Annotated in this window: 12 protein-coding genes; 7 read left to right on the top strand and 5 right to left on the bottom strand. The window is 59.6% G+C overall.

Annotated features, from left to right (window positions below):
* Window positions 1-414 precede the first annotated feature (414 nt).
* The 6 genes from BN5935_RS10420 to BN5935_RS10395 all read left to right on the top strand — a co-directional run bounded on the left by BN5935_RS10420 (window position 415) and on the right by BN5935_RS10395 (window position 12787).
* On the top strand, window positions 415-3153 hold the full coding sequence (locus tag BN5935_RS10420; RefSeq protein WP_235821079.1) for a TonB-dependent receptor: 2739 nt from the start codon (window positions 415-417) through the stop codon (window positions 3151-3153).
* Between the two features lie 21 nt (window positions 3154-3174).
* Window positions 3175-4470 (top strand): DUF4876 domain-containing protein, encoded by a 1296-nt coding sequence (locus BN5935_RS10415; protein ID WP_064976056.1) that lies wholly within the window; start codon window positions 3175-3177, stop codon window positions 4468-4470.
* A 24-nt stretch (window positions 4471-4494) separates the two neighbouring features.
* Window positions 4495-6081, top strand: a complete 1587-nt coding sequence (locus BN5935_RS15305; protein WP_064976055.1) for a DUF6850 family outer membrane beta-barrel protein — start codon at window positions 4495-4497, stop codon at window positions 6079-6081.
* 64 nt (window positions 6082-6145) lie between these two features.
* Window positions 6146-8341, top strand: coding sequence for a HEAT repeat domain-containing protein (locus BN5935_RS10405; RefSeq protein WP_064976054.1), 2196 nt, complete (start codon window positions 6146-6148; stop codon window positions 8339-8341).
* A gap of 15 nt (window positions 8342-8356) precedes the next feature.
* Window positions 8357-10582, top strand: coding sequence for a HEAT repeat domain-containing protein (locus tag BN5935_RS10400; protein WP_064976053.1), 2226 nt, complete (start codon window positions 8357-8359; stop codon window positions 10580-10582).
* Between the two features lie 12 nt (window positions 10583-10594).
* Window positions 10595-12787: a HEAT repeat domain-containing protein gene (locus BN5935_RS10395; RefSeq protein ID WP_064976923.1), complete on the top strand. Its 2193-nt coding sequence runs from the start codon at window positions 10595-10597 to the stop codon at window positions 12785-12787.
* Between the two features lie 83 nt (window positions 12788-12870).
* On the opposite strand, the gene BN5935_RS10390 is transcribed toward BN5935_RS10395, so the two are convergent.
* A complete protein-coding gene (locus BN5935_RS10390) occupies window positions 12871-14322 on the bottom strand; it encodes an aminoacyl-histidine dipeptidase (RefSeq protein ID WP_064976052.1) in 1452 nt (483 codons plus the stop codon).
* 66 nt (window positions 14323-14388) lie between these two features.
* On the opposite strand from BN5935_RS10390, the gene ispF reads away from it, so the two are divergent.
* Window positions 14389-14868 (top strand): 2-C-methyl-D-erythritol 2,4-cyclodiphosphate synthase, encoded by a 480-nt coding sequence (ispF, locus tag BN5935_RS10385; protein WP_064976051.1) that lies wholly within the window; start codon window positions 14389-14391, stop codon window positions 14866-14868.
* A gap of 49 nt (window positions 14869-14917) precedes the next feature.
* On the opposite strand, the gene BN5935_RS10380 is transcribed toward ispF, so the two are convergent.
* The 4 genes from BN5935_RS10380 to BN5935_RS10365 form a co-directional block, all read right to left on the bottom strand.
* Window positions 14918-15562, bottom strand: coding sequence for a hypothetical protein (locus BN5935_RS10380; protein WP_064976050.1), 645 nt, complete (start codon window positions 15560-15562; stop codon window positions 14918-14920).
* 2 nt (window positions 15563-15564) lie between these two features.
* Window positions 15565-16107 carry a DUF4251 domain-containing protein gene (locus tag BN5935_RS10375; RefSeq protein WP_064976049.1) on the bottom strand — a complete coding sequence of 181 codons (543 nt, stop codon included), beginning with the start codon at window positions 16105-16107 and terminating at the stop codon, window positions 15565-15567.
* Between the two features lie 50 nt (window positions 16108-16157).
* Window positions 16158-18974, bottom strand: coding sequence for an excinuclease ABC subunit UvrA (gene uvrA, locus BN5935_RS10370; RefSeq protein WP_064976048.1), 2817 nt, complete (start codon window positions 18972-18974; stop codon window positions 16158-16160).
* A 110-nt stretch (window positions 18975-19084) separates the two neighbouring features.
* A complete protein-coding gene (locus tag BN5935_RS10365; protein ID WP_064976047.1) occupies window positions 19085-19849 on the bottom strand; it encodes an amidohydrolase in 765 nt (254 codons plus the stop codon).
* Window position 19850 lies beyond the last annotated feature (1 nt).

Raw genomic sequence — 19850 nt, 5'->3', positions numbered from 1 at the left:
ATCCATCATCCATATTATATAAGGTATGGAATCAAGATTATGCCCTGATGATGAAACCGGTTCAAAACACCTCAATGAGTCAGCAACTTCCAATCTAAAAATGCGCTCTGCTGCATGATCGATGATATGCAGCGACATTCAAAACCAGAAAACAATCTGCTTGAAAAAAGCGCACTTTCGAACAGTTATTAATTTTTTTTCATTATATTGCACCCGAGATATTCACAATGATTCTCGGATCTATACAGGGGCAAATTTACCTTTTTGCACCTGATAGGTTCCATTTATTAACCCAAAACTCGATAGCTTATGAAGGTTATTGCCAAATTGAGTGTATTAACGAGTATTCTGATACTTTGCAGTGCCGCTTCTTTGTCGGCGCAGAGCAAAGGAAAGGTCTCGTTTAACGGCACAGTGCTGGCCTCGGAAACCGAGGGGGGGGGAATTTCCAAAACCACCCCGCTGGCCTATGCCGTTGTCTCCCTGCCTGAGATCGGTGTAGCGACAACCACCGACGTCAAAGGTCGGTTCGAAATCCAATTATCAAACCCGGGAAAATACAAGGTCGAAATCAGTTCCTTGGGCTATGAGCCCCTCTCGCAAACGATCCAGCTTCCCGCCCGGGACTCCCTCAAATTCATTCTGAAGGCCACGTCGTTCTATCTGGAGAATGTCGTGGTGTCGGCCGAGTCGAAAAAGACCGGTGCGGCAACCGCATCGAAGATCTCCAAATCGGCCATGGAGCACATTCAGGCCACCTCGCTGGCCGACATCATGTCGCTGCTCCCGGGTGCCGATACGCGCACCTCCGAAGAGATAGCGCTCAAGAAAGTCGGCACGTTCTCCATCCGCAACGGCCAGAGTTTCGGTACGGCCATCATCATGGACGGCGCCCCCGTTTCGAACAACGCCAACATGCAAACCCTGTCGTTGTCGTTGGGCGCCAATGCCGGACCCAGCATCTCCACTCCCAATTCGGGCGTCGACATGCGAACCATCACCACCAGCAACATCGAATCGGTGGAGGTGATCCGGGGTATCGCATCGGCCCAATACGGCGACATCGCATCGGGCGCCGTCATCGTCAACAGCAAGGCCGGACGCGCTCCGCTGTCGATCCAGTTGGACATCAATCCCAATGTCTACATGGCCTCCGCATCGCACGGCGTAGGTCTCGGCGACAGGGCCGGCGTACTCAACTACGGCGTCGACTATACCTTTGCCCAGAACGACCCTACCGAAGGATACGACACCTATAATCGGGTAACGGGACGTGTCAGCTACTCGAACACCGTGGGAAAATGGTCGACCAACACCTCGATGAACTTTTTCTACACCAAGGACAAGGCCGAGCCCAACCCCGACGACAAACGCGATCTGGACGTAATGACCCAGCGCGATTTGGGACTGCGTTTCAACACCAACGGCTCGTTCAACTTCAACAGGAACTGGTTCAAGAACCTCCGGTACACCGTCTCGGCGAACTATACGGACAAAAAGACCTACCGGTCGGAATTCGCCACCAACTCCGACTGGACCTACTCCACCTCGAAAACCGACGGGGCCATTCTTTCGAGCATTCCCGGGCGGGACATTTTCCTGTCCGACGGTACGAAAATCACGAACATCCCCGATGCGGACAAGAACGGCAAGGCGTGGCGTCTGCCCTCGGACTACACGGCGGAATACGATATCTACGGCAAGGAGCTGAACACCTTCGTACAACTGGCGGCCAACTTCGCCGGCGACTTGGGACGCACGCACCACCGGCTGATCGTCGGCGGCGAGTACCGCGCTACGGGCAATCTGGGCGAAGGCAAGGTATTCGACCCGGAAAATCCGCCGCGTCGGGTGGTCAACACCAACTTCACCACCCAGCGTGAACGTGCCTTCAGCGACGTGCCGTTCATGCACCAGTTCAGCCTCTACGCCGAGGAGCATTTTTCGACGGACATCCTGCACCGCAGGCTGGAAATCGTCGCCGGCGTCCGCTATGACCACGTTTACGACATGGACGGAGGCGTTGCGCCCCGCGTCAACGCCTCGTATGACCTGATTCCCGAAAAACTGAGCATCCGCGGCGGTTACGGCATCACATACAAAGCCCCCTCGCTGGGTTATCTCCACCCCGACAATGCCTATTTCGACATTCTGAACTTCGACAACACGACGGCAAGCGGTTTCAGCGACGCCCAGAAGTTCCAGATCGCCACGACGCACGTCTATTCGGCGGAGAATCCGAACCTCAAACTGGCCAAAACCACCAAATGGGAGGTCGGCGCCGACTTCAAGATCGGACAGGTGCGCGGTTCGGTCACCTATTTCGAGGACAAGACCCACAACGGCTATATGACCAGCCCGACGTTCGACACGTTCAAGTGCGTGGACTACAACCAGTATTCGGCGGCCAAACCGGCCAATGAAACGGATATGCCCGAACTTTCGCTCAAGTCGTCGGACAAGATCCTGCTCCAGTATTCGACTCCGACCAACTACTTCGCCTACGAAAGCCGGGGCGTCGAGTTCGACATCGACTTCGGACGCATCAACTCCATCCGCACCTCGTTCGGCCTGAACGGAAGCTGGACGCAGTACAAGTCGTGGAAGAACTACTACACGTTCGACAACCATACGACAGGCAATACCGTAGCGGGCTCCTATCCCCACATGGGCGTTTTCGAACCGGGCAACAAGACGGAGCACGCGGAGGCGACCACCACCAACCTGCGCATCACGCACAACATTCCGCGCATCGGCTTCGTCGTGACCCTGACAGCCAGCGTCAAGTGGCAGGAACATTCGTACACCACCTACGGCAACGACTCAATCCCCGTGAAGTACATCTCGCGTCTGGACGGCCGGGTATACGATTTCGACGCTTCGCGCATCGGGGAGGAGGAGTTCCAAGCCGTAGACATGCGCTCACGCCTCGACAACCGCCGGTTGATCCGCGAAGGTTCGATGCCCCCGATGCTCTGCATCAACATCAATCTGACCAAGGAAATCCGCAACTTCATGCGCATTTCGTTCTTCGCCAACAACATGTTCCGCAGCACGCCGATCTGGGAAAGCAAGGTCTATCCGGGCAAGTACACCCGGCGCAACGAAAAGACCTTCTTCTTCGGGGCCGCGCTGTCTGTCAAGATTCGATAACCCTACAATGCAAGCATAATTATGAAAAAGAAATATATAGCCATACTGACGGTTGCTGCAGGGCTTTGTTCGTGCATCGAGATGATGGACTCCGCCAGTCAGGCCGATGTCGTGAATCCGTTGGACGTTTCGTTCAAGGTCAAGGCCGTGACCGGCTTTGTGGATGCCGACGGCAACGGTACCATCAACACGGATTTTCCGGTGGAAGGGCTCACCGTCCGTTTCACCAATTTCGAAGAGGATGCCATCATCGAAACGCAGACCGATGAGAACGGCATCGCGCAGGCGCAGGTCGCTCCGGGCAACTATACGATCTCCGTATTCGGCGAATCCGAATCCGAAGGGAACACCTATTACCTGAACGGATCGGTGCAGAACAAAACCATCATGAAAGACATCACGCCGGAGCAGGCCGAGGCGTCGAACGACTTCTCGATCGCCATCCGCCCCGCCATGGTGGGCCCGCTCTGCTTCAGCCAGATCTTCTACTGCGGAAGCACCAACCCCACGACCCAGTCGACCTATTTCCGCGACCAGTTCTACGAGATCTACAACAACGGCGACGAAACCTATTACCTCGACCACCTCTGTTTCGCGCGTCTCGTGCCCGAATTCGCAACGGCGACGCTCCCGGAATGGCCTGCCGAGGACGGACTGAACAACTACGTCTATGCCGTGACGGTCTGGCAGTTGCCGGGTAACGGAACCGACTACCCGCTCAAGCCGGGCGAGTCGTTCATCATCACCCAAGAGGCCGCGAACCATGCCGACCACAGCAAATACGGCGGTCTGATCGACACGTCGCTGTCCGAATTCGAAACATGGGCCGGCAATCCGCAGCGTGTCAACGAGGACGTTCCCGACCTCGAGTACGTTTTCTGGTCGGGGTACATCGTGACCATGCAGTGGCTGAACACCGTCAGCGGTCCGGGACTCTGTATCTACCAGCCCGGCAAGCACCTCGAATTCCCGACCATCAATACGGGCGTGGTGGGAGAGACGACCCAGAAGCAGGTGGGCAAAACGCAGGAGTACGTCCGCATCCCGGCCGAACAACTGATCGACGGTGTGGAGATGCTCCCGACATCGAACAGCCTCAACATGAAGCGCATCCCCGGATTCGTGGATGCCGGAGCAGCTTCGACGGAAGAAATCTACGTCGGCAAGAGCGTATGCCGCAAAGTGATCGGCCAGCGGGCCGACGGCACGCCGATCTATCAGGACACGAACAACTCGACGGAAGATTTCGAAATGCAGGACCCGCAGTTCCGCCGCAACGGAGAGAAAATGCCCGCATGGAACTGGTCCCTGAAATAATAATCCCCAAAAATCGAATGAGTTATGATAAAATATAGCTACATCAAACTGACGGGATGCCTCGTGGCTGCGGCCCTCGCGCCGCTCTGCTCCTCGGCACAGCGGATCAATACCGAGGCCTCCGTCGAACGGCTGAAAAGCGAGAGCCTCCAGTTCAGCTACTCGGACAACGTGTCGGGCATCCAGCTAGACCGGATGGACTATTACAGCCAAGTCGGACTGGGATACGATATCGAAAAAGGTTCCTTCAAACGGGCGCAGGAGGGGAAACACAACACCGGCTACCGCTTTTTCACCGACGGCGGCGGTACGATGCAGGCCCTCAAGGGCGCCTTCATCTGGGGACGGTTCGAATATTCGCGCGACCAGTTGCGCGACGCCGAATACAACGCCTCGCTGATCGACCCGCTGCGCGGCACGCCCTTCTTCATCGCCGACACCTACAAGAGCAAATGGATCAACCAGCTCTACGACATGACCGTGAAAGCCGCTACGCCCAAACTGTGGAACCGGCTGATCTTCGGCATCGAAGCCGGATATCAGAACGGTCAGGGCGCCAAGCAGCACGACCCGCGCCCGCTGGTCAGCCTTTCGAAATTCGAGATCAAACCGGGCCTGACCGTCACGCTGGGCAAGCACGCCATCGGCGCCAACTATCAGTATTACTCTCGGCGCGAAGACGGAACCGCCATGAACAAAATCGCGTTCAGCACCAACCCCGTCTACATTTTCAATTTCCCGGGATTCTTTATCGACGCGTCGATCGGAGGCAACAACGATGACAACCAGCGCATCTACAACGCCAACTGCATGGGCGTCGGCGGCCAGTACTCGTTCACGACCCAAAAACTGCGACTGCTCGTATCGGGTAAATATTCCCGGGAGGTGGAGGACGTTACCAACAGCTACACGACCCCCAAAATGGTCGGCACGACCCGGGACGAGCGCTGGTCGATCGGCCTGAACGCCGTCTACAAGCCTTCGAAGGAGAATACGCTCTTCCTGAACGCCGCTTACGGCGACCGCAGCATCGACGGCATCCAGTATGTGCAGGAGTGGGACAACTCCTTCGAGGTCGCCAAGTGGATCATCAAATCGAAATCCGTCCGTTCGAACAGTTCGAAGGCCGGTTTCGAAGGACGTTTGCAGTACATGCGCACCACCCGCGGCGATTCCTACAACTGGACCGCCGGCGTCGAATTCTCCACCGAGAAGCTCAGCGACATCTACTATTTCCCGCGCAGCACGCAGGACATCAAGAACTGCAAGATCGGAATTTTCGGACGCAAGAACTTCATCTTCAACGAAAAGCACTCGCTGCTCGTCGGAATCCGCGCCTCCTACAAAATGAACGACAGCAGCGACATCGACTACAACGGGTACAAGGCCGACGCGAAGTGCTACACCGATTTCACGCTCCGCGACTATTACTACCTCGGGTCGGGATACGCCGCGTTCGGCGGTGAGGTCACCTATTCGTTCGCCCGTCTGTTCAAAGGCCGCGGTTCGGTCTTTGCCGCAGCCTCGGCCGACTATGTGCGTGCCGACGACCACCGCGACCTGTTCAACCGCCGCGGTTACGCCAATTTCAAAATCGGACTGATGTTTTAAAACCGGAGCCCTCCGGAGAGGACGCCACATATCCTCCCCGGAGGGTTTCAAATAACTGCTCCATATGAATTACAGAAAACCGTTTTTTGTCCTGCTGGCCGGAGTTCTGCTGCTTTCGGCCGCGCCGGGACGATCGCAGACGTTCGAAAACCCCTCCGTGCAGGGACCGAGTTCCTTCGCCGTGATCACCGACACCCGGACCGCCCGGGAATGCCGGACCCAGATGACAGCCTACAAACAGACGCTCGAAGCCGAAGGGCTGCCCGTCTACATCGTTTCGCACGACTGGACGACGCCCGAACAAGTGCGCGACGTGCTGCGTAAGCTTCACGCGGAAAACGCACTGGAAGGCTGTGTGTTCATCGGCGACATCCCCATCGCCATGATCACCAAGGCACAGCACCTCACCTCGGCCTTCAAAATGGACGAACGCAACCACCCGCTCCACGAGACCTCGGTCCCCTCGGACCGTTTTTACGACGACTTCGACCTGCAATTCGTCCCGCAGGGCACTCCCTCGCAGGGTCTCTTCCATTATTACGAGATGTCGCCCTCGTCGCCGCAGTACATCTCCTGCGACATCTATTCGGGCCGCATCAAGGCACAGAAAGCCTACGGCGACCCCTACAGACAGATCGCCCGTTACTTGGAAAAAGCCGTGGCCGAACACCGCGCCACGACGCCTTTCGACCGGTTCGTCTCCTATACGGGCCACGGCTCCTATTCCAACTCGCTCATCGCATGGCGCGATGAACAGCAGTTGCTGGACGAGCAGTTCGGCGACGTATTCAGCCGTACCGAGAACGCCAAATTCCTGCGTTACTCGATGCAGCCCTTCATGAAGGAGTCGCTCATCCGCGAAGTCCGCCGCGACGACGTGGACATGATGGTCTTCCACGAACACGGAATGCCCTATCGCCAGTACCTCTCGGGAACGCCCTATGTGGAATCGGGCGAGGAGGCCGCAGCCGAGATGCAGCGCAGCCTGCGCGAACTGGCCCGCCGCCCCGGAACCGGCCGGGAGTACGCCGCCAAACGCGCCGCCGAGAAAGGGCTCGACTCCACTTGGTACAACCGGACAGACGACCCCGAGATGCTCCGCCTCGACTCGATCGCCGACCTGCGCACGGGCATCATTCTCGAAGAGGTGGAGGCCATTGCGCCCAACGCCCGTTTCGTGGTCTTCGACGCCTGCTACAACGGCGACTACCGCGAGGACGATTGCATCGCAGGGCACTACATCATGGCTCCGGGACGCTGCGTCGTAACGTTCGCCAACAGCGTCAACGTGCTTCAGGACAAGTCGGCTTTCGACCTGCTGGGGCTGTTGGGCGAAGGGCTGCGCATCGGCGCTTGGGCCAAGAACATCCACATCCTCGAATCGCATGTGATCGGCGACCCGACCTACCGTTTCAAGGCTGCTCACCCCGAACTCGAAATCAATTCGATGGCGCTGAAGCGCGACAACGGCTTCTGGCTCGGACAGCTCGACAACGCAGTGCCCGACATCCAGAATCTGGCGATGATCCGGCTCTGGGAAAATGATTATCCGCAACTGCCCGGCATACTGCTCGACAAGTGCGCGACATCGCCCTACAGCGTCGTGCGCTACAATGCATTCCGGCTGCTCGAATCGCTCAACGGCCCCGAATACAAGAAAGCCCTGATGCTGGCCGCCTACGACCGTTTCGAGTTCCTGCGCCGCATCGCCGTTACGCGCATGGGCCGCATCGGTGACGAGGAGTTCATCCCCGTACTCATCGACGTCTATGCCAAGGACCGTAACGCCGCGCGCATCGTGTTCAACATCAGCGAGGCAATCCGCTGCTTCGACACGCAGAAGGTCAAAAAGGCCATCGAAACCTATTTCGCCGGCAAGACATTCTATCACGCCCAAGAGGAAAAACAGGAACTGCTCGACAAGCTCGTCGAGCGCGACGGGCTTTCGCCCGGAGAGTCCTCGACGCGGGAAATACTCGACCCCGAAGGCAAGATACGCTGGCGTCAGGCCCGCATCAGTTTCCTCAAGAACCGCCCCTATCATCAGCATGTAACGGAATACCTCACCCTGCTGGGCGACGAGCAGGCCCCGGAAATTCTGCGTGTGCGGATGGCCGAGGCCTTGGCGTGGTTCAATCTCTCGGTGCGCCGCCACGAAATCGCCGACGCCGGACGCAAACTGCTCGCCCGCGGCAACTGTTCGCCGGAACTGTCCAAAGAGTTGCAGCGCATGATCAACCGCGTGGAATCCAAGAAATAATCCGTAATGAAAGCTATGAAAAGATATTTATTGGCAATCGTCCTGCTGCTGCCGTTCATCCTGCAAGCCAAAGTTACAGTCGAAAAGCCCCGCAGCAAGCAGCCGACATCGTTCGCAATCGTTGTCGATCAGGCAACCTACGACAAAACCACCCCGCAGCTCCACGCCTACCGCGATGCTCTGGAGGCCGACGGCCTCTCGACCTACATTCTCCGCGACGACTGGCAGACCCCCGAGCAGGTGCGTGCGCAGCTCATCGAACTGATGCGCAAAACAGCCAAACGCTCGCCGCTCGAAGGCGTGGTCTTCGTGGGCGAAATTCCGATCGCCATGGTGCGCAATGCCCAGCATATGACCACGGCGTTCAAAATGGACGAGCAGAATTTCCCGATGATCCAGTCGTCGGTCCCCTCCGACCGCTACTACGACTGCCCTGACCTGCGGTTCGAACTGATCGCCCGCGACAGTACGGACCGGCTGCTCTCCTATTTCAACCTCGCCTGCGATTCGCCGCAGCAGCTCGCTCCCGCATTCTACTCGGGGCGCATCCGCTATCCCGAACAGCTCGGAGGCGACAAGTATGAGGGAATAGCCCGCTATCTGGAAAAGGTCGTCGCCGAACGCGGCAAGGTCGATCAGCTCGACTGTCTGGTAACCTATGCCGGAGACGGTTACAATTCCGACTGTCTGGTTTGCTGGATGGACGAACGCATTGCGCTCGACGAAAACTTCCCGCTGACCAATACCCGCAAGGCCGAGAACCTGCGCCAGCTCAATTTCCGGATGGACGACTACATGAAATACCGGGTTTTCGACGAACTGGTACGTCCGGAGGTCGATGCGATGTTCTTCAACGAACACGGATCGCCCGACAAACAGCATGTCGGCAATTACAAGACCGAGCCCGACAGTTTCGAAGGACAGTACAGCCAGCTCAAGGCCGAAATTTCAATCGCCCTGTACATGGAGCGGCGCAAGGGAGAGAAGGCCGACATGGAGGGAGCCAAACAATATTTCAAGGAGAAATACCACCTGACCGACGCTTTCTTCGAAGAGAAGGAAAAGGACGACGGCGCGAAGGCCAAGGGCGACCAGACGATCATCAGCCTCGAAGACCTTGCAACGCTGGCGACGCAGCCGCGCTTCGTGATGCTCAATGCCTGCTACAACGGGTCGTTCCACAAACCCGGATACATCACGGGATATTACATCTTCGGCCCGGGCCGCACGGTGGTCACGCAGGGCAATACGGTCAACGTGCTGCAGGACCGCTGGACCTACGAGATGGTCGGCCTGCTGTCGCACGGCGTGCGCGTCGGACAATATAACCGGCTGATCGCATCGCTCGAAGGGCACATCATCGGCGACCCGGCTTTCCGGTTCCGCCCCGTCGAACCGAATACGCTGGCGACCGACATGGTGACCCGCAAGGGAGATGCCGCCTACTGGCGCAGCCTGCTCGCGAGTTCGCCGTGGGCCGACGTACAGAGCCTCTCGCTGCGGATGCTGACCGACGCCGGGGCGATCTCGGCCGGCGAACTGCTGGAGTTCATGAAACAGTCGCCGCTGGCGACGACCCGCATGGAGTGCCTCAAGCTCATCGGCCGCTCCGGTGACGAAGAGATCTTCGCACAGGCCATCATCCGGGGACTGAAAGACCGTTACGAGCTGCTGCGCCGCAATGCCGCGACCTACGCATGGCAGTCGGGCCGCCCGGAACTGCTGCCTGCATTAGCCGACATCTATGTCAACGACAGCGAATCGAAACGCGTAGCCTACATTGTCCTGAAAGGGCTGGAGCTGTTCCCCGGGAAAGAGGTCGAACAGGCGTTGCGCACGGCCGTCGAGGCTTCGGCATATCCGGATCACGACGCAAAGTTCGCCGAACTCCGGGAGGAGGTCGCACGCGAACAGGAGATGAAGGCCCGTCAGCAGAACCTGCTGTTCAACGGCAAGACGCTCAAAAGCCGTATTTCGGCCATCCGTTCGATGCGCAACAACACCTATCACGAACTGGTGCCCGATCTGCTGAAACTCGTGGCAGACGCTTCGCAGCCCCTCGAACTGCGGGTCAACACGGCCGAATGTCTGGGCTGGTTCGTACACACCCCGCGCCGCGCCGAGATCATCGCCGCCTGCCAGCAAATGGCTGCCGACAAGAGTCTGGAAAAAGAACTCCGCGACGAGCTGACGCAAACCGCGATCCGGCTCGGAAACACCCCATCCAAGCCGACCCGTTAATCAGATATGGCCATGAAGTTGAAAAAAATCGTTTTACTGATCGCCGTCTGCCTGCAGGCATTGTCACTCGCAGCGGCACCGCGCATCATCCGTCCCGGCGTGAAAAGCGCCACGACATTCGCCATCTTCATCGACAGCCGGAGTTACGACGCCGCAGCGGCCGAGGTCGACGCCTACCGCGCCGCCGTGGAACGCGACGGGCTGGGAACCTACCTGCTCATCGACACATGGCAGAATCCCGAAAGCGTGCGCAGCGAAATCGTCCGGATGACGGAGGCTCGGCCGCCCCTCGAGGGCGTGGTGTTCATCGGCGACATCCCCGTCGCCATGATCCGCGATGCGCAGCATCTCACGTCGGCATTCAAGAGCAGTCAGGACCGCGACTGGAAAGATTCGTCGGTCCCCTCCGACCGCTATTACGACGATCCGGAACTGCAATTCGAATTCATCCGCCGCGACGCCGACGAACCGCTCTATTTCTACTACTCGCTCACGCCCGAATCACGCCAGCACATCGCGTCGCCGATCTATTCGGCCCGCATCAAGCCGCCCAAACGCGAAGGCACGGATTCCGACGAACTCCTGCGCGCCTACCTGCGCAAGGTGGTGAAGGCCCATGAGGAGCAGAACGTTCTGGACAACCTGTTCGTTTTCCGCGGCCACGGCTACAACTCCGAGGCTCCCGAGGCTTGGGCCGGGGAACAGATCGCACTGCGCGAACAACTGCCCGCACTTTTCCGCACCGGCAGCAGCGTGCGTTTCTACGACTTCGAAAGCCGCTGGCCCATGAAACCCTATCTGCTGGAGAAAATGGCCCGGAAAGGCGTCGATGTCGCCCTGTGCCACCACCACGGCTCTCCCGACATGCAATACCTGAACGGCTACCGGAACGGTTCGAGCATGAACGTTTCGATCGAGAACATCAAACTGTTCCTGCGCAGCAAACTCGACGGACGCAAAGACCCCGAAAAGCGCAAGGCTGAAATGATCGCCTATTACGGCGTGCCCGAAGCGTGGTGCCGGCTCTCCGATTCGCTGCACACGGCCGATTCGGTGCTCAACCGGACGATGGACGTACACATCGACGACCTTTATGAACGGCCGATGAATCCCCGCATGGTGATGTTCGACGCCTGCTACAACGGCTCGTTCCATCTCGACGACTGCATCGCCACGAGCTATATCTTCGGACCCGGAGACTGCGTCGTCACGCAAGGCAATTCGGTCAACGCCCTGCAGGACAAGTGGCCCGACCGTTATATCGGACTGCTGGACTGCGGCGTGCGCATCGGCCAGTGGGGACGCCATGTACATTACCTCGAAACGCACCTGATCGGCGACCCTACCTATCGTTTCGTCAACCGGGCGCTGCCCGGCACGGACCTAAACGCGGCGCTCACGGCAAAGGCCGCGGACAACAAATACTGGCTCCGGATGGCCGCCGAAACGATGCCCGCCGACGTGCAGGCCATCGCCATGCGCAAACTCGCCGACAACGGCTACGGCGGGACGGCCGACCTGTGCGAAAAACGCGCTGCCGAATCACCCTACGGATCGGTACGTCTCGAAGCCCTCACGCTGATGAGCAACAGCCGTTCGCCCCGCTTCAAGGCGATGCTGGCACAAACGGCGGGCGACAGCTACGAATTGGTGCGCCGTCTGGTGTCGCAGTGGATCGGCGACTGCGGCGACGACGAGCTGGTTCCCGCGGCTGTCGAGATGCTGCTGGACGACGAACTTTCGCTGCGCGTGGCCTATCATGCCGACGAGAACATGATGTTCATGAATCCCGACGCCGTAAGCACCGAACTCCGCCGTCAGTGTGCGGCCAAGCATGAACTTTACCAAAACGACGAGTTGCTGCAAAAGCGCCTGAAGCGCGTAGCCGACAAACAAGCCGAACAGACGGAGACTTTCAAATTCATTCGGGACCCGCAGAACAAAATCAAGAGGCGTATGGGTGAAATAACCTATTTCCGCCTCTACCGCCACCATTATTGCGTGCCCGAACTGATCGCTCTGGCCGAAGACGCCGCGCTCGAAGAACCGCTGCGCGTGGCCGCCATCGAAGCGTTGGGCTGGTTCGGCCGTTCATACCAGCGTCCCGCAATTTCCGCCATGTGCGAACGGTTGCTTCAGGGCGGACAGCCCGCCGCAATTACCGCAGAGGCCCGGCGCACGTCCAACAGGCTGACGGCCTATTGATGCAGCCCGAAACTATGAATGACGAAGGCTTTTCAGATGCAACTCTGAAAAGCCTTCGTCATTGAAAAGCCGGCAGAATACCGCTAAAGTACGCGCAGCGTCTCGCAAAGCAGGTCCCAGAATTTGGGAACCGTGGCGATCTCGAGCCGCTCGTCGGGCGAATGCACGCCGCGGAGCGTCGGGCCGAAGGAGACCATCTCCAGATCGGGATATTTTTCGAGGAACAGCCCGCACTCCAGTCCGGCATGGATCGCGCGGACCTTGGGCTCGGTACGGAACAGCCGCTTGTAGGCTTCGACCGTGACCTCCAGCAGCCGCGACTGCGGATTGGGGGCCCAGCCCGGATAGCCGTCGGAATGGGCCACGTCGGCACCCGCCAGTGCGAAGACCGACTCGACCATCTGCATCACATAGGTCTTGGCGCTCTCGACCGACGACCGCTGCGACGAGGTGACGACAATACGGTTGCCGTCGGCGAATTTCACCGAGGCGAGGTTCGTCGAGGTCTCGACCAGCCCCGGAACGGCGAACGACATGGCGATGACGCCGTTGGGCACGCCCACGATCGAATAGACCAGCGCGAACTGCGTCCGCGCGTCGAGGACCTCCTCGACCTGCGGCATCTCGTTGAGCGTGATCCGGAAATTGGGTTCGCGGAAGCGGAATTCGGTTTCGAGGTCCGCGGCGAAAAGATTATAGCGTTTGACGAACTCGCCCTTGAGCCGGGTCGGAACGCCGAAAATGGCGTAAGCCTCGCGGGGAATGGCGTTGCGGAGGTTACCGCCGCTGAAATAGCTCAGCCGCAGTTCGGACGACTGCATACCGTCCCACAGCAGGCGCGCCACGGTCTTGTTGGAGTTGACGCGGCCCTTGTCGATGTCGTCGCCCGAATGTCCGCCCTGCAAATCCGAAACGTCGACGCGGAAGAAACTGTAATTCTTCGGCGCAGGCTCCATCGTGTAATGGAACGTGGCGATGGTGTCGATGCCGCCCGCACAGCCGATGAAAATCTCGCCCTCGTCCTCCGAATCGAGGTTGATAAGGTATTTGCCTGAGAGCATCCCCTCGCCCAGCTCGAACGCGCCTGTGAGGCCCGTCTCCTCGTCGACGGTGAACAGCGCCTCGAGAGGTCCGTGTTCCACCGTGTCGTCGAGCAGCACGGCCAGCGCCGCGGCCATGCCGATGCCGCAGTCGGCGCCCAGCGTCGTACCCTCGGCCTTGACCCACTCGCCGTCGATGCGGGTGCGGATGGGGTCGTTGTCGAAATCGAACTCCACGTCGGAGTTCTTCTCGCAGACCATGTCCATATGCGACTGGAGGATCACCGCGGGGCGTTCCTCGAAGCCCGGCGCGGCGGGTTTGCGCATCACGACGTTGCCGACGGCGTCCTTCTTGTATTCGATATTGTGTTTCTTGGCGAAATCGACCAGAAAGTCGATGATCTTGCCCTCCTTCTTCGAGGGCCGCGGCACGCGCGTAATGGCGTCGAACTGCTCCCACACGAGGCGGGGCTCCAGCGAGGTAATTTCTGACATAGGCATTTGCATTTTTGCAAAGTTAGGAAAAATCCGTAACTTTGGCAATATAAAATACGGGAACCGATGGATTTCAGGATAGGACACGGATACGACGTACACGCATTGGCCGACGGCCTGCCGCTGGTTTTGGGAGGTGTCGAGATCGCCCACACCCAAGGATGCATCGCCCATTCGGACGGCGACGTGGTGATCCACGCCCTGTGCGACGCCCTGCTGGGCGCTGCGGCGCTGGGCGACATCGGACTGCATTTCCCCGACACGTCGGACGATTTCAAGGGCATCGATTCGAAAATACTGCTGCGGAGGGTCGCGGCGCTGCTGCGCGACAAAGGATACGAAATCGGAAACGTGGACTGCACGATCCGCGCCCAGCGGCCCAAACTGAGGCCGCACATCGACGCCATGCGCACCGCGATGGCCGACGCAATGGGTGTAGACGATGACCGGGTGTCGGTCAAAGCTACGACCACAGAGCATCTGGGCTTCGAGGGGCGGGAGGAAGGGATTTCCGTCTCCGCCGTGGCATTGATCTGCAAAAAATAGGCCAAGGGGTCTCATACGAACGAAAAGGCTGCCCTCGGGCAGCCTTTCGTCAATCCATCCGGTGATAACGCGGGTCATTGACCCGTTTGTTCCACAGCCACCCGACGTAACGCATCGTAACGGCAGGCGTCAGAAGCGTCAGCACCGTTTCGCCCGTGGCGGTCGAGACAGCGAAATCGGCGTGGTACAGGGCGTCGCCGTCGGCGATGTTGAACGTGACCGACCACCCCCACTGCGTGCGCGCCGCCCGGTAATCGCGGATCGACATCGAGTCGAAATTCAGCATCTCGACATACTGCGTGATGCCCCGTTCGGTGGGCAGATGCACTTCGACGTGGTCGACGAACATCCCGAAAAAGAAATAGTCGGCATAGATCGAGCGGATCATCCCGCCGGGAATCTCCTGCATCGAGTTGGGGAAGAACATATAGTCGCGCGACTGCACCAGCGAGTCGATTTTCGCGGCATAGACCCGGGCTTTGTAAGCCCGCCGCTGGGCGCGGTCCATCCCCTTCTCCGGCTCCTCATAGACGGTCGTGCGCTCCACGACCCCGACCGGGGGCTGCTGCACGGGGACAATCGTGGTCTGGGGAATGCTGTCAGCACCCGAAGTCCCCACAGCGAACTGCGGGGACTGGGCGACGGCTGAGCAGGCCAGCAAAAGGGCCGCCCCGGCCGTGAAAAAACGGTTCATACTCAATACAATTGCGAAATCGAACCCGTATACTGCACGGGGCTGTACCACGGATTGGTGATCGTGAGGTTGGCACCGCCCGTCCGGGAGAATATCTCGAAGGTGAAGGTGTAGGTCGACGCCGAGAACAGCGACGTCGAGAAGGTCACCATCCACCCCTCATGGGTCTGTTCGGTGGTGTAGCCCTGCACGTCGGGGACCGTGTAGTTGATGATCGTCACATAGTAAGGCGGCACATATCCCTTGATATAGGGCAGGCAGATGTCGACCGTGCCGTCCCAGATGCCGACGTTGAACGCGGGGTTCATGATCTGGCGCATGGGGCCTGCCGGCTGACGCTGCATGGTCGAGGGATTGAACTGGAAATTGCGCGACAGCACGAGCGAATCCATGAACTTTTCATAGTTGGCAATGCGTTCCGCACGGCGCTTCTCACGCACCTCGCGGCGTTCTTCTTTGGGCGACAGAATCTTCTTCTGTCCGATCACGGTAACGGCCGCCGTCGCAAACAGCAGCCCCAAGACGATGATGACTGTTTTTTTCATAGCACATAAGGTTTGTTACGGCTATGAAAGCAAGTTTTGTGCCGAAAGCGCTAAAGGCCAATCTTTTTTAGGAACTGCCCGGTGTAGCTGCGTTCGCACTGCGCGACCTCGTGCGGCGTACCCGCGACGATGATCTCACCGCCGGCGGCCCCGCCCTCGGGACCTATATCTATAATATGGTCGGCAACCTTCACGACATCGAGGTTGTGCTCGATGACGATGACCGTGTTGCCGCGGTCGACGAGTTTGTTCAGCACCTCCAGCAGCAGGCGGATGTCCTCGAAATGGAGTCCCGTCGTGGGCTCGTCGAGGATGTAGAGCGTGCGGCCCGTGTCGCGCTTCGAGAGCTCCGAGGAGAGCTTGATGCGCTGGCTCTCGCCCCCCGACAGCGTCGTGCAGGGCTGTCCGAGCGTCAGATAGCCGAGGCCCACCTCCTGAATCGCCTTGAGTTTCTGATGGATATTGGGAATATTCTCGAAGAACTCCACGGCCATGTTGACCGTCATGTTCAGCACGTCGTCGATGTTCTTGCCCTTGTACTTCACCTCGAGCGTTTCGCGGTTGTAGCGGTGACCGCCGCACGCCTTGCAGCGCACATAGACGTCGGGCAGGAAATTCATCTCGATGGTCTGCACGCCCGCACCCCGGCACTCCTCGCAGCGGCCGCCCTTGACGTTGAACGAGAAACGCCCCGCCTTGAAGCCGCGGATCTGGGCGTCGGGGGTCATTTCGAACAGCTTGCGGATGTCGGCGAAGACGTTCGAATAGGTCGCGGGATTCGAACGCGGGGTGCGCCCGATGGGCGACTGGTCCACGACCACCAGTTTGTCGATACGGTCGATGCCCTCGGCCGCATCGTATTCCAGCGGCTGGTCGAAGGAGCGGTAAAGGGCTTTCGACAGGATCGGCCGCAGGGTTTCGTTGACCAGCGTCGACTTGCCCGAACCGCTGACACCCGTCACGCAGATGAACTTGCCCAGCGGGAACTCCGCCGTGACGTTCTTGAGGTTGTTGCCCCGGGCGCCGCGGATCACGATACGCTCGCCCGTGCCCTTGCGCAGCGTTTCGGGTATTTCGATCCGCCGGCGGCCCGTAAGGTAGTCGGCGGTGATGGTGTCGGATTGGAGGATGTCGTCGAACGTCCCGGCGGCGACGATGTTGCCGCCCTTGCGGCCCGCGCGGGGACCCACGTCAACGATGAAATCGGCGGCGCGCATCATGTCCTCGTCGTGCTCGACGACGATCACCGAGTTGCCCGCGTCGCGCAGCTCCTCGAGGCTGCGGATCAACCGCTGGTTGTCGCGCTGGTGCAGTCCGATCGAGGGTTCGTCGAGGATGTAAAGCACATTGACGAGTTTCGAGCCGATCTGCGTGGCGAGGCGGATGCGCTGGCTCTCGCCGCCCGAAAGCGAGCGCGACGAACGCGCCAGCGAGAGGTAGCCCAATCCCACGTCCATCAGGAAACGCAGGCGTTCACGAATCTCCTTGACAATCTCCTGAGCGATCTTCCACTCCTTTTCGGTCATCTGCCCCTGAATCGAGGGCACCCACTCCGAAAATTCCGAAATGGCCATGGCCGAGACCTCGGCGATATTCTTGCCGGCGACGCGGAACTGCAGGGCCTCCTTCTTGAGACGCGTGCCGCCGCAGACCGAACATTTGCGGTAGACGAGGAACTGGTCGCGCCATTTCTGGCCGCGTTTCGAATCGTCGTCCTCCGTGCGGCCGATGTATTCGGCGACGCCCTCCCACGAAAGGAACTGCCGCCCGCCCGGGGAGCTGAACTCCGAGAGATCGACCGTCAGCGGCTCGGAATCGCCGTACAGCACGGCGTTCAGCGCCTCCTGAGAGAAACTCTCGACGGGGTCGTCCAGCGTGAAATCGTAACGGCGGCCCAGCATCTCGAGGATGGCGAAGAGCATGTTGTTGCGGTACTTGCCCAGCGGTTCGACGGCCCCGTCGCGCAGCGAGAGCCGGGTGTCGGGGATGATCTTTTCGATGTCGAACACCGCCTCCTCGCCCAGTCCGTTGCAATGGGGGCAGGCGCCCTTCGGGGAGTTGAACGAAAAGGTGTGGGGCGCGGGGTCCTCGAAGGCCATGCCCGTCGAGGGGCACATCAGGTGGCGCGAATAGAAGCGCTGCTGCTCGGTGCCGTAATCGTAGACGGCCATCGTACCCTTGCCCTGCCGCATCGACTCTTTCAGCGAGGTCATCAGCCTCTCGCGGGCTTCGTCGTTCACCGCCAGACGGTCCACCACCAAGTCGATGGTGTGTATCTTGTAGCGGTCGAGACGCATCCCGGACGATATTTCGCGGATTTCACCGTCGATGCGGGCATAGATATAGCCCTTCTTGGCCAGCGACTCGAACAGTTCGCGGTAGTGGCCCTTGCGGCCCTTCACGACGGGGGCCATCAGGGCGATCTTGCGCCCGGCGAAGCCTTCGAGAATCAGGTCGGCGATCTGGTCGTCGGTATAATGGACCATCTCCTCGCCCGTGACGGGCGAATAGGCCCGCGACGCCCGCGCATAGAGAAGGCGCAGGAAGTCGTTGATCTCGGTGACGGTGCCGACCGTCGAACGGGGGTTCTTGTTGGTGGTCTTCTGCTCGATGGCCACCACGGGGCTCAGGCCCGTGATCTTGTCCACGTCGGGGCGCTCCATCGTCCCCACGAACTGCCGCGCGTAGGTCGAGAGCGTCTCCATGTAGCGGCGCTGTCCCTCGGCATAGATCGTGTCGAAGGCCAGCGACGATTTGCCCGAGCCCGAAAGCCCGGTGATGACCACCAGTTTGCGGCGCGGGATTTCGAGGTCCACGTTGCGGAGGTTGTGGACCCGGGCGCCGAGTATTTTGATCGTATCTTCCATTTTCGTTGAGAAAAACGTACCGGAGGCCCCTTTTATTGAGTGCATGGGAAATCCGGCGCGAAAAGTGCGTAAAGATACGACATTTGCGCCTGAAAAACAAGCCGTGCGAATTACATTTGAATCCGGAAATCGTCCGCGTCCCTCCACGCGGGGAATTTGGCGCGGAACGCCTCCAGCGCTTCGCCGTCGAACACCGCCGTGAGCGTCCGCTCCCGGTCGTCCGCCTCAACCAGCGTGCGGCCCTTGAAATCGACAAAAGCCGAATCCCCGGCGTAATGCCCCGAGGGGTCGTCCCCCACCCGGTTCACCCCTGCGACATAGCATTGGTTCTCGATGGCCCGGGCGCGCAGCAGCGTCCGCCACACCTCGCGCCGCGGTGCGGGCCACGAGGCACAGCACAGGATGGCGTCGTAATCCCCGCGGCAGCGGCTCCAGACCGGAAACCGCAGGTCGTAGCAGACCAGCAGCAAAAAGCGGAATCCCCGGTATTCGACCACCACGCGGCTGTTGCCGGGCGTGTAGTTCCGGGCCTCGCCGCCGGGCGTGAACAGATGGCGTTTGTCATAGGACACGCACCCGCCGTCGGGCGTCACGAAATACATCCGGTTGCAGAACCATCCCGCTTCGGCGACGGCGACGCTGCCTGCGACGGCCTTGCCGTATTGCGCGGCCCAGCGGCGCAGGGCCGTGACGACCTCCCCGCCGGGAGCGTCGGCAACAGCGGCGGGATCGAGGGTGAAGCCCGTGGCGAACAGTTCGGGCAGCACCACCACGTCGGCAGCGGCGGCGGCCACCAGCGGCTCCAGCCGGGCGAGGTTCCGCGCAGGCTGTTCCCACGCGATATCGTGCTGGCAAAGGGCGATACGCAGTTCCATC

The organism is Alistipes provencensis (assembly GCF_900083545.1).
GTDB lineage: Bacteria > Bacteroidota > Bacteroidia > Bacteroidales > Rikenellaceae > Alistipes > Alistipes provencensis.
The sequence above is the reverse complement of the archived record's forward strand: the minus strand, read 5'-3'. Positions and strand labels throughout refer to the sequence as shown.

Bases quoted from the DNA above. Each gene is read 5' to 3' on its own strand.
- uvrA (WP_064976048.1), bottom strand. From the start codon at position 18,974: ATGGAAGATACGATCAAAATACTCGGCGCCCGGGTCCACAACCTCCGC.
- BN5935_RS10365 (WP_064976047.1), bottom strand. From the start codon at position 19,849: ATGGAACTGCGTATCGCCCTTTGCCAGCACGATATCGCGTGGGAACAG.
- BN5935_RS10400 (WP_064976053.1), top strand. From the start codon at position 8,357: ATGAAAAGATATTTATTGGCAATCGTCCTGCTGCTGCCGTTCATCCTG.
- BN5935_RS15305 (WP_064976055.1), top strand. From the start codon at position 4,495: ATGATAAAATATAGCTACATCAAACTGACGGGATGCCTCGTGGCTGCG.
- BN5935_RS10390 (WP_064976052.1), bottom strand. From the start codon at position 14,322: ATGTCAGAAATTACCTCGCTGGAGCCCCGCCTCGTGTGGGAGCAGTTC.
- BN5935_RS10405 (WP_064976054.1), top strand. From the start codon at position 6,146: ATGAATTACAGAAAACCGTTTTTTGTCCTGCTGGCCGGAGTTCTGCTG.
- BN5935_RS10380 (WP_064976050.1), bottom strand. From the start codon at position 15,562: ATGAACCGTTTTTTCACGGCCGGGGCGGCCCTTTTGCTGGCCTGCTCA.
- BN5935_RS10375 (WP_064976049.1), bottom strand. From the start codon at position 16,107: ATGAAAAAAACAGTCATCATCGTCTTGGGGCTGCTGTTTGCGACGGCG.
- ispF (WP_064976051.1), top strand. From the start codon at position 14,389: ATGGATTTCAGGATAGGACACGGATACGACGTACACGCATTGGCCGAC.
- BN5935_RS10415 (WP_064976056.1), top strand. From the start codon at position 3,175: ATGAAAAAGAAATATATAGCCATACTGACGGTTGCTGCAGGGCTTTGT.
- BN5935_RS10395 (WP_064976923.1), top strand. From the start codon at position 10,595: ATGAAGTTGAAAAAAATCGTTTTACTGATCGCCGTCTGCCTGCAGGCA.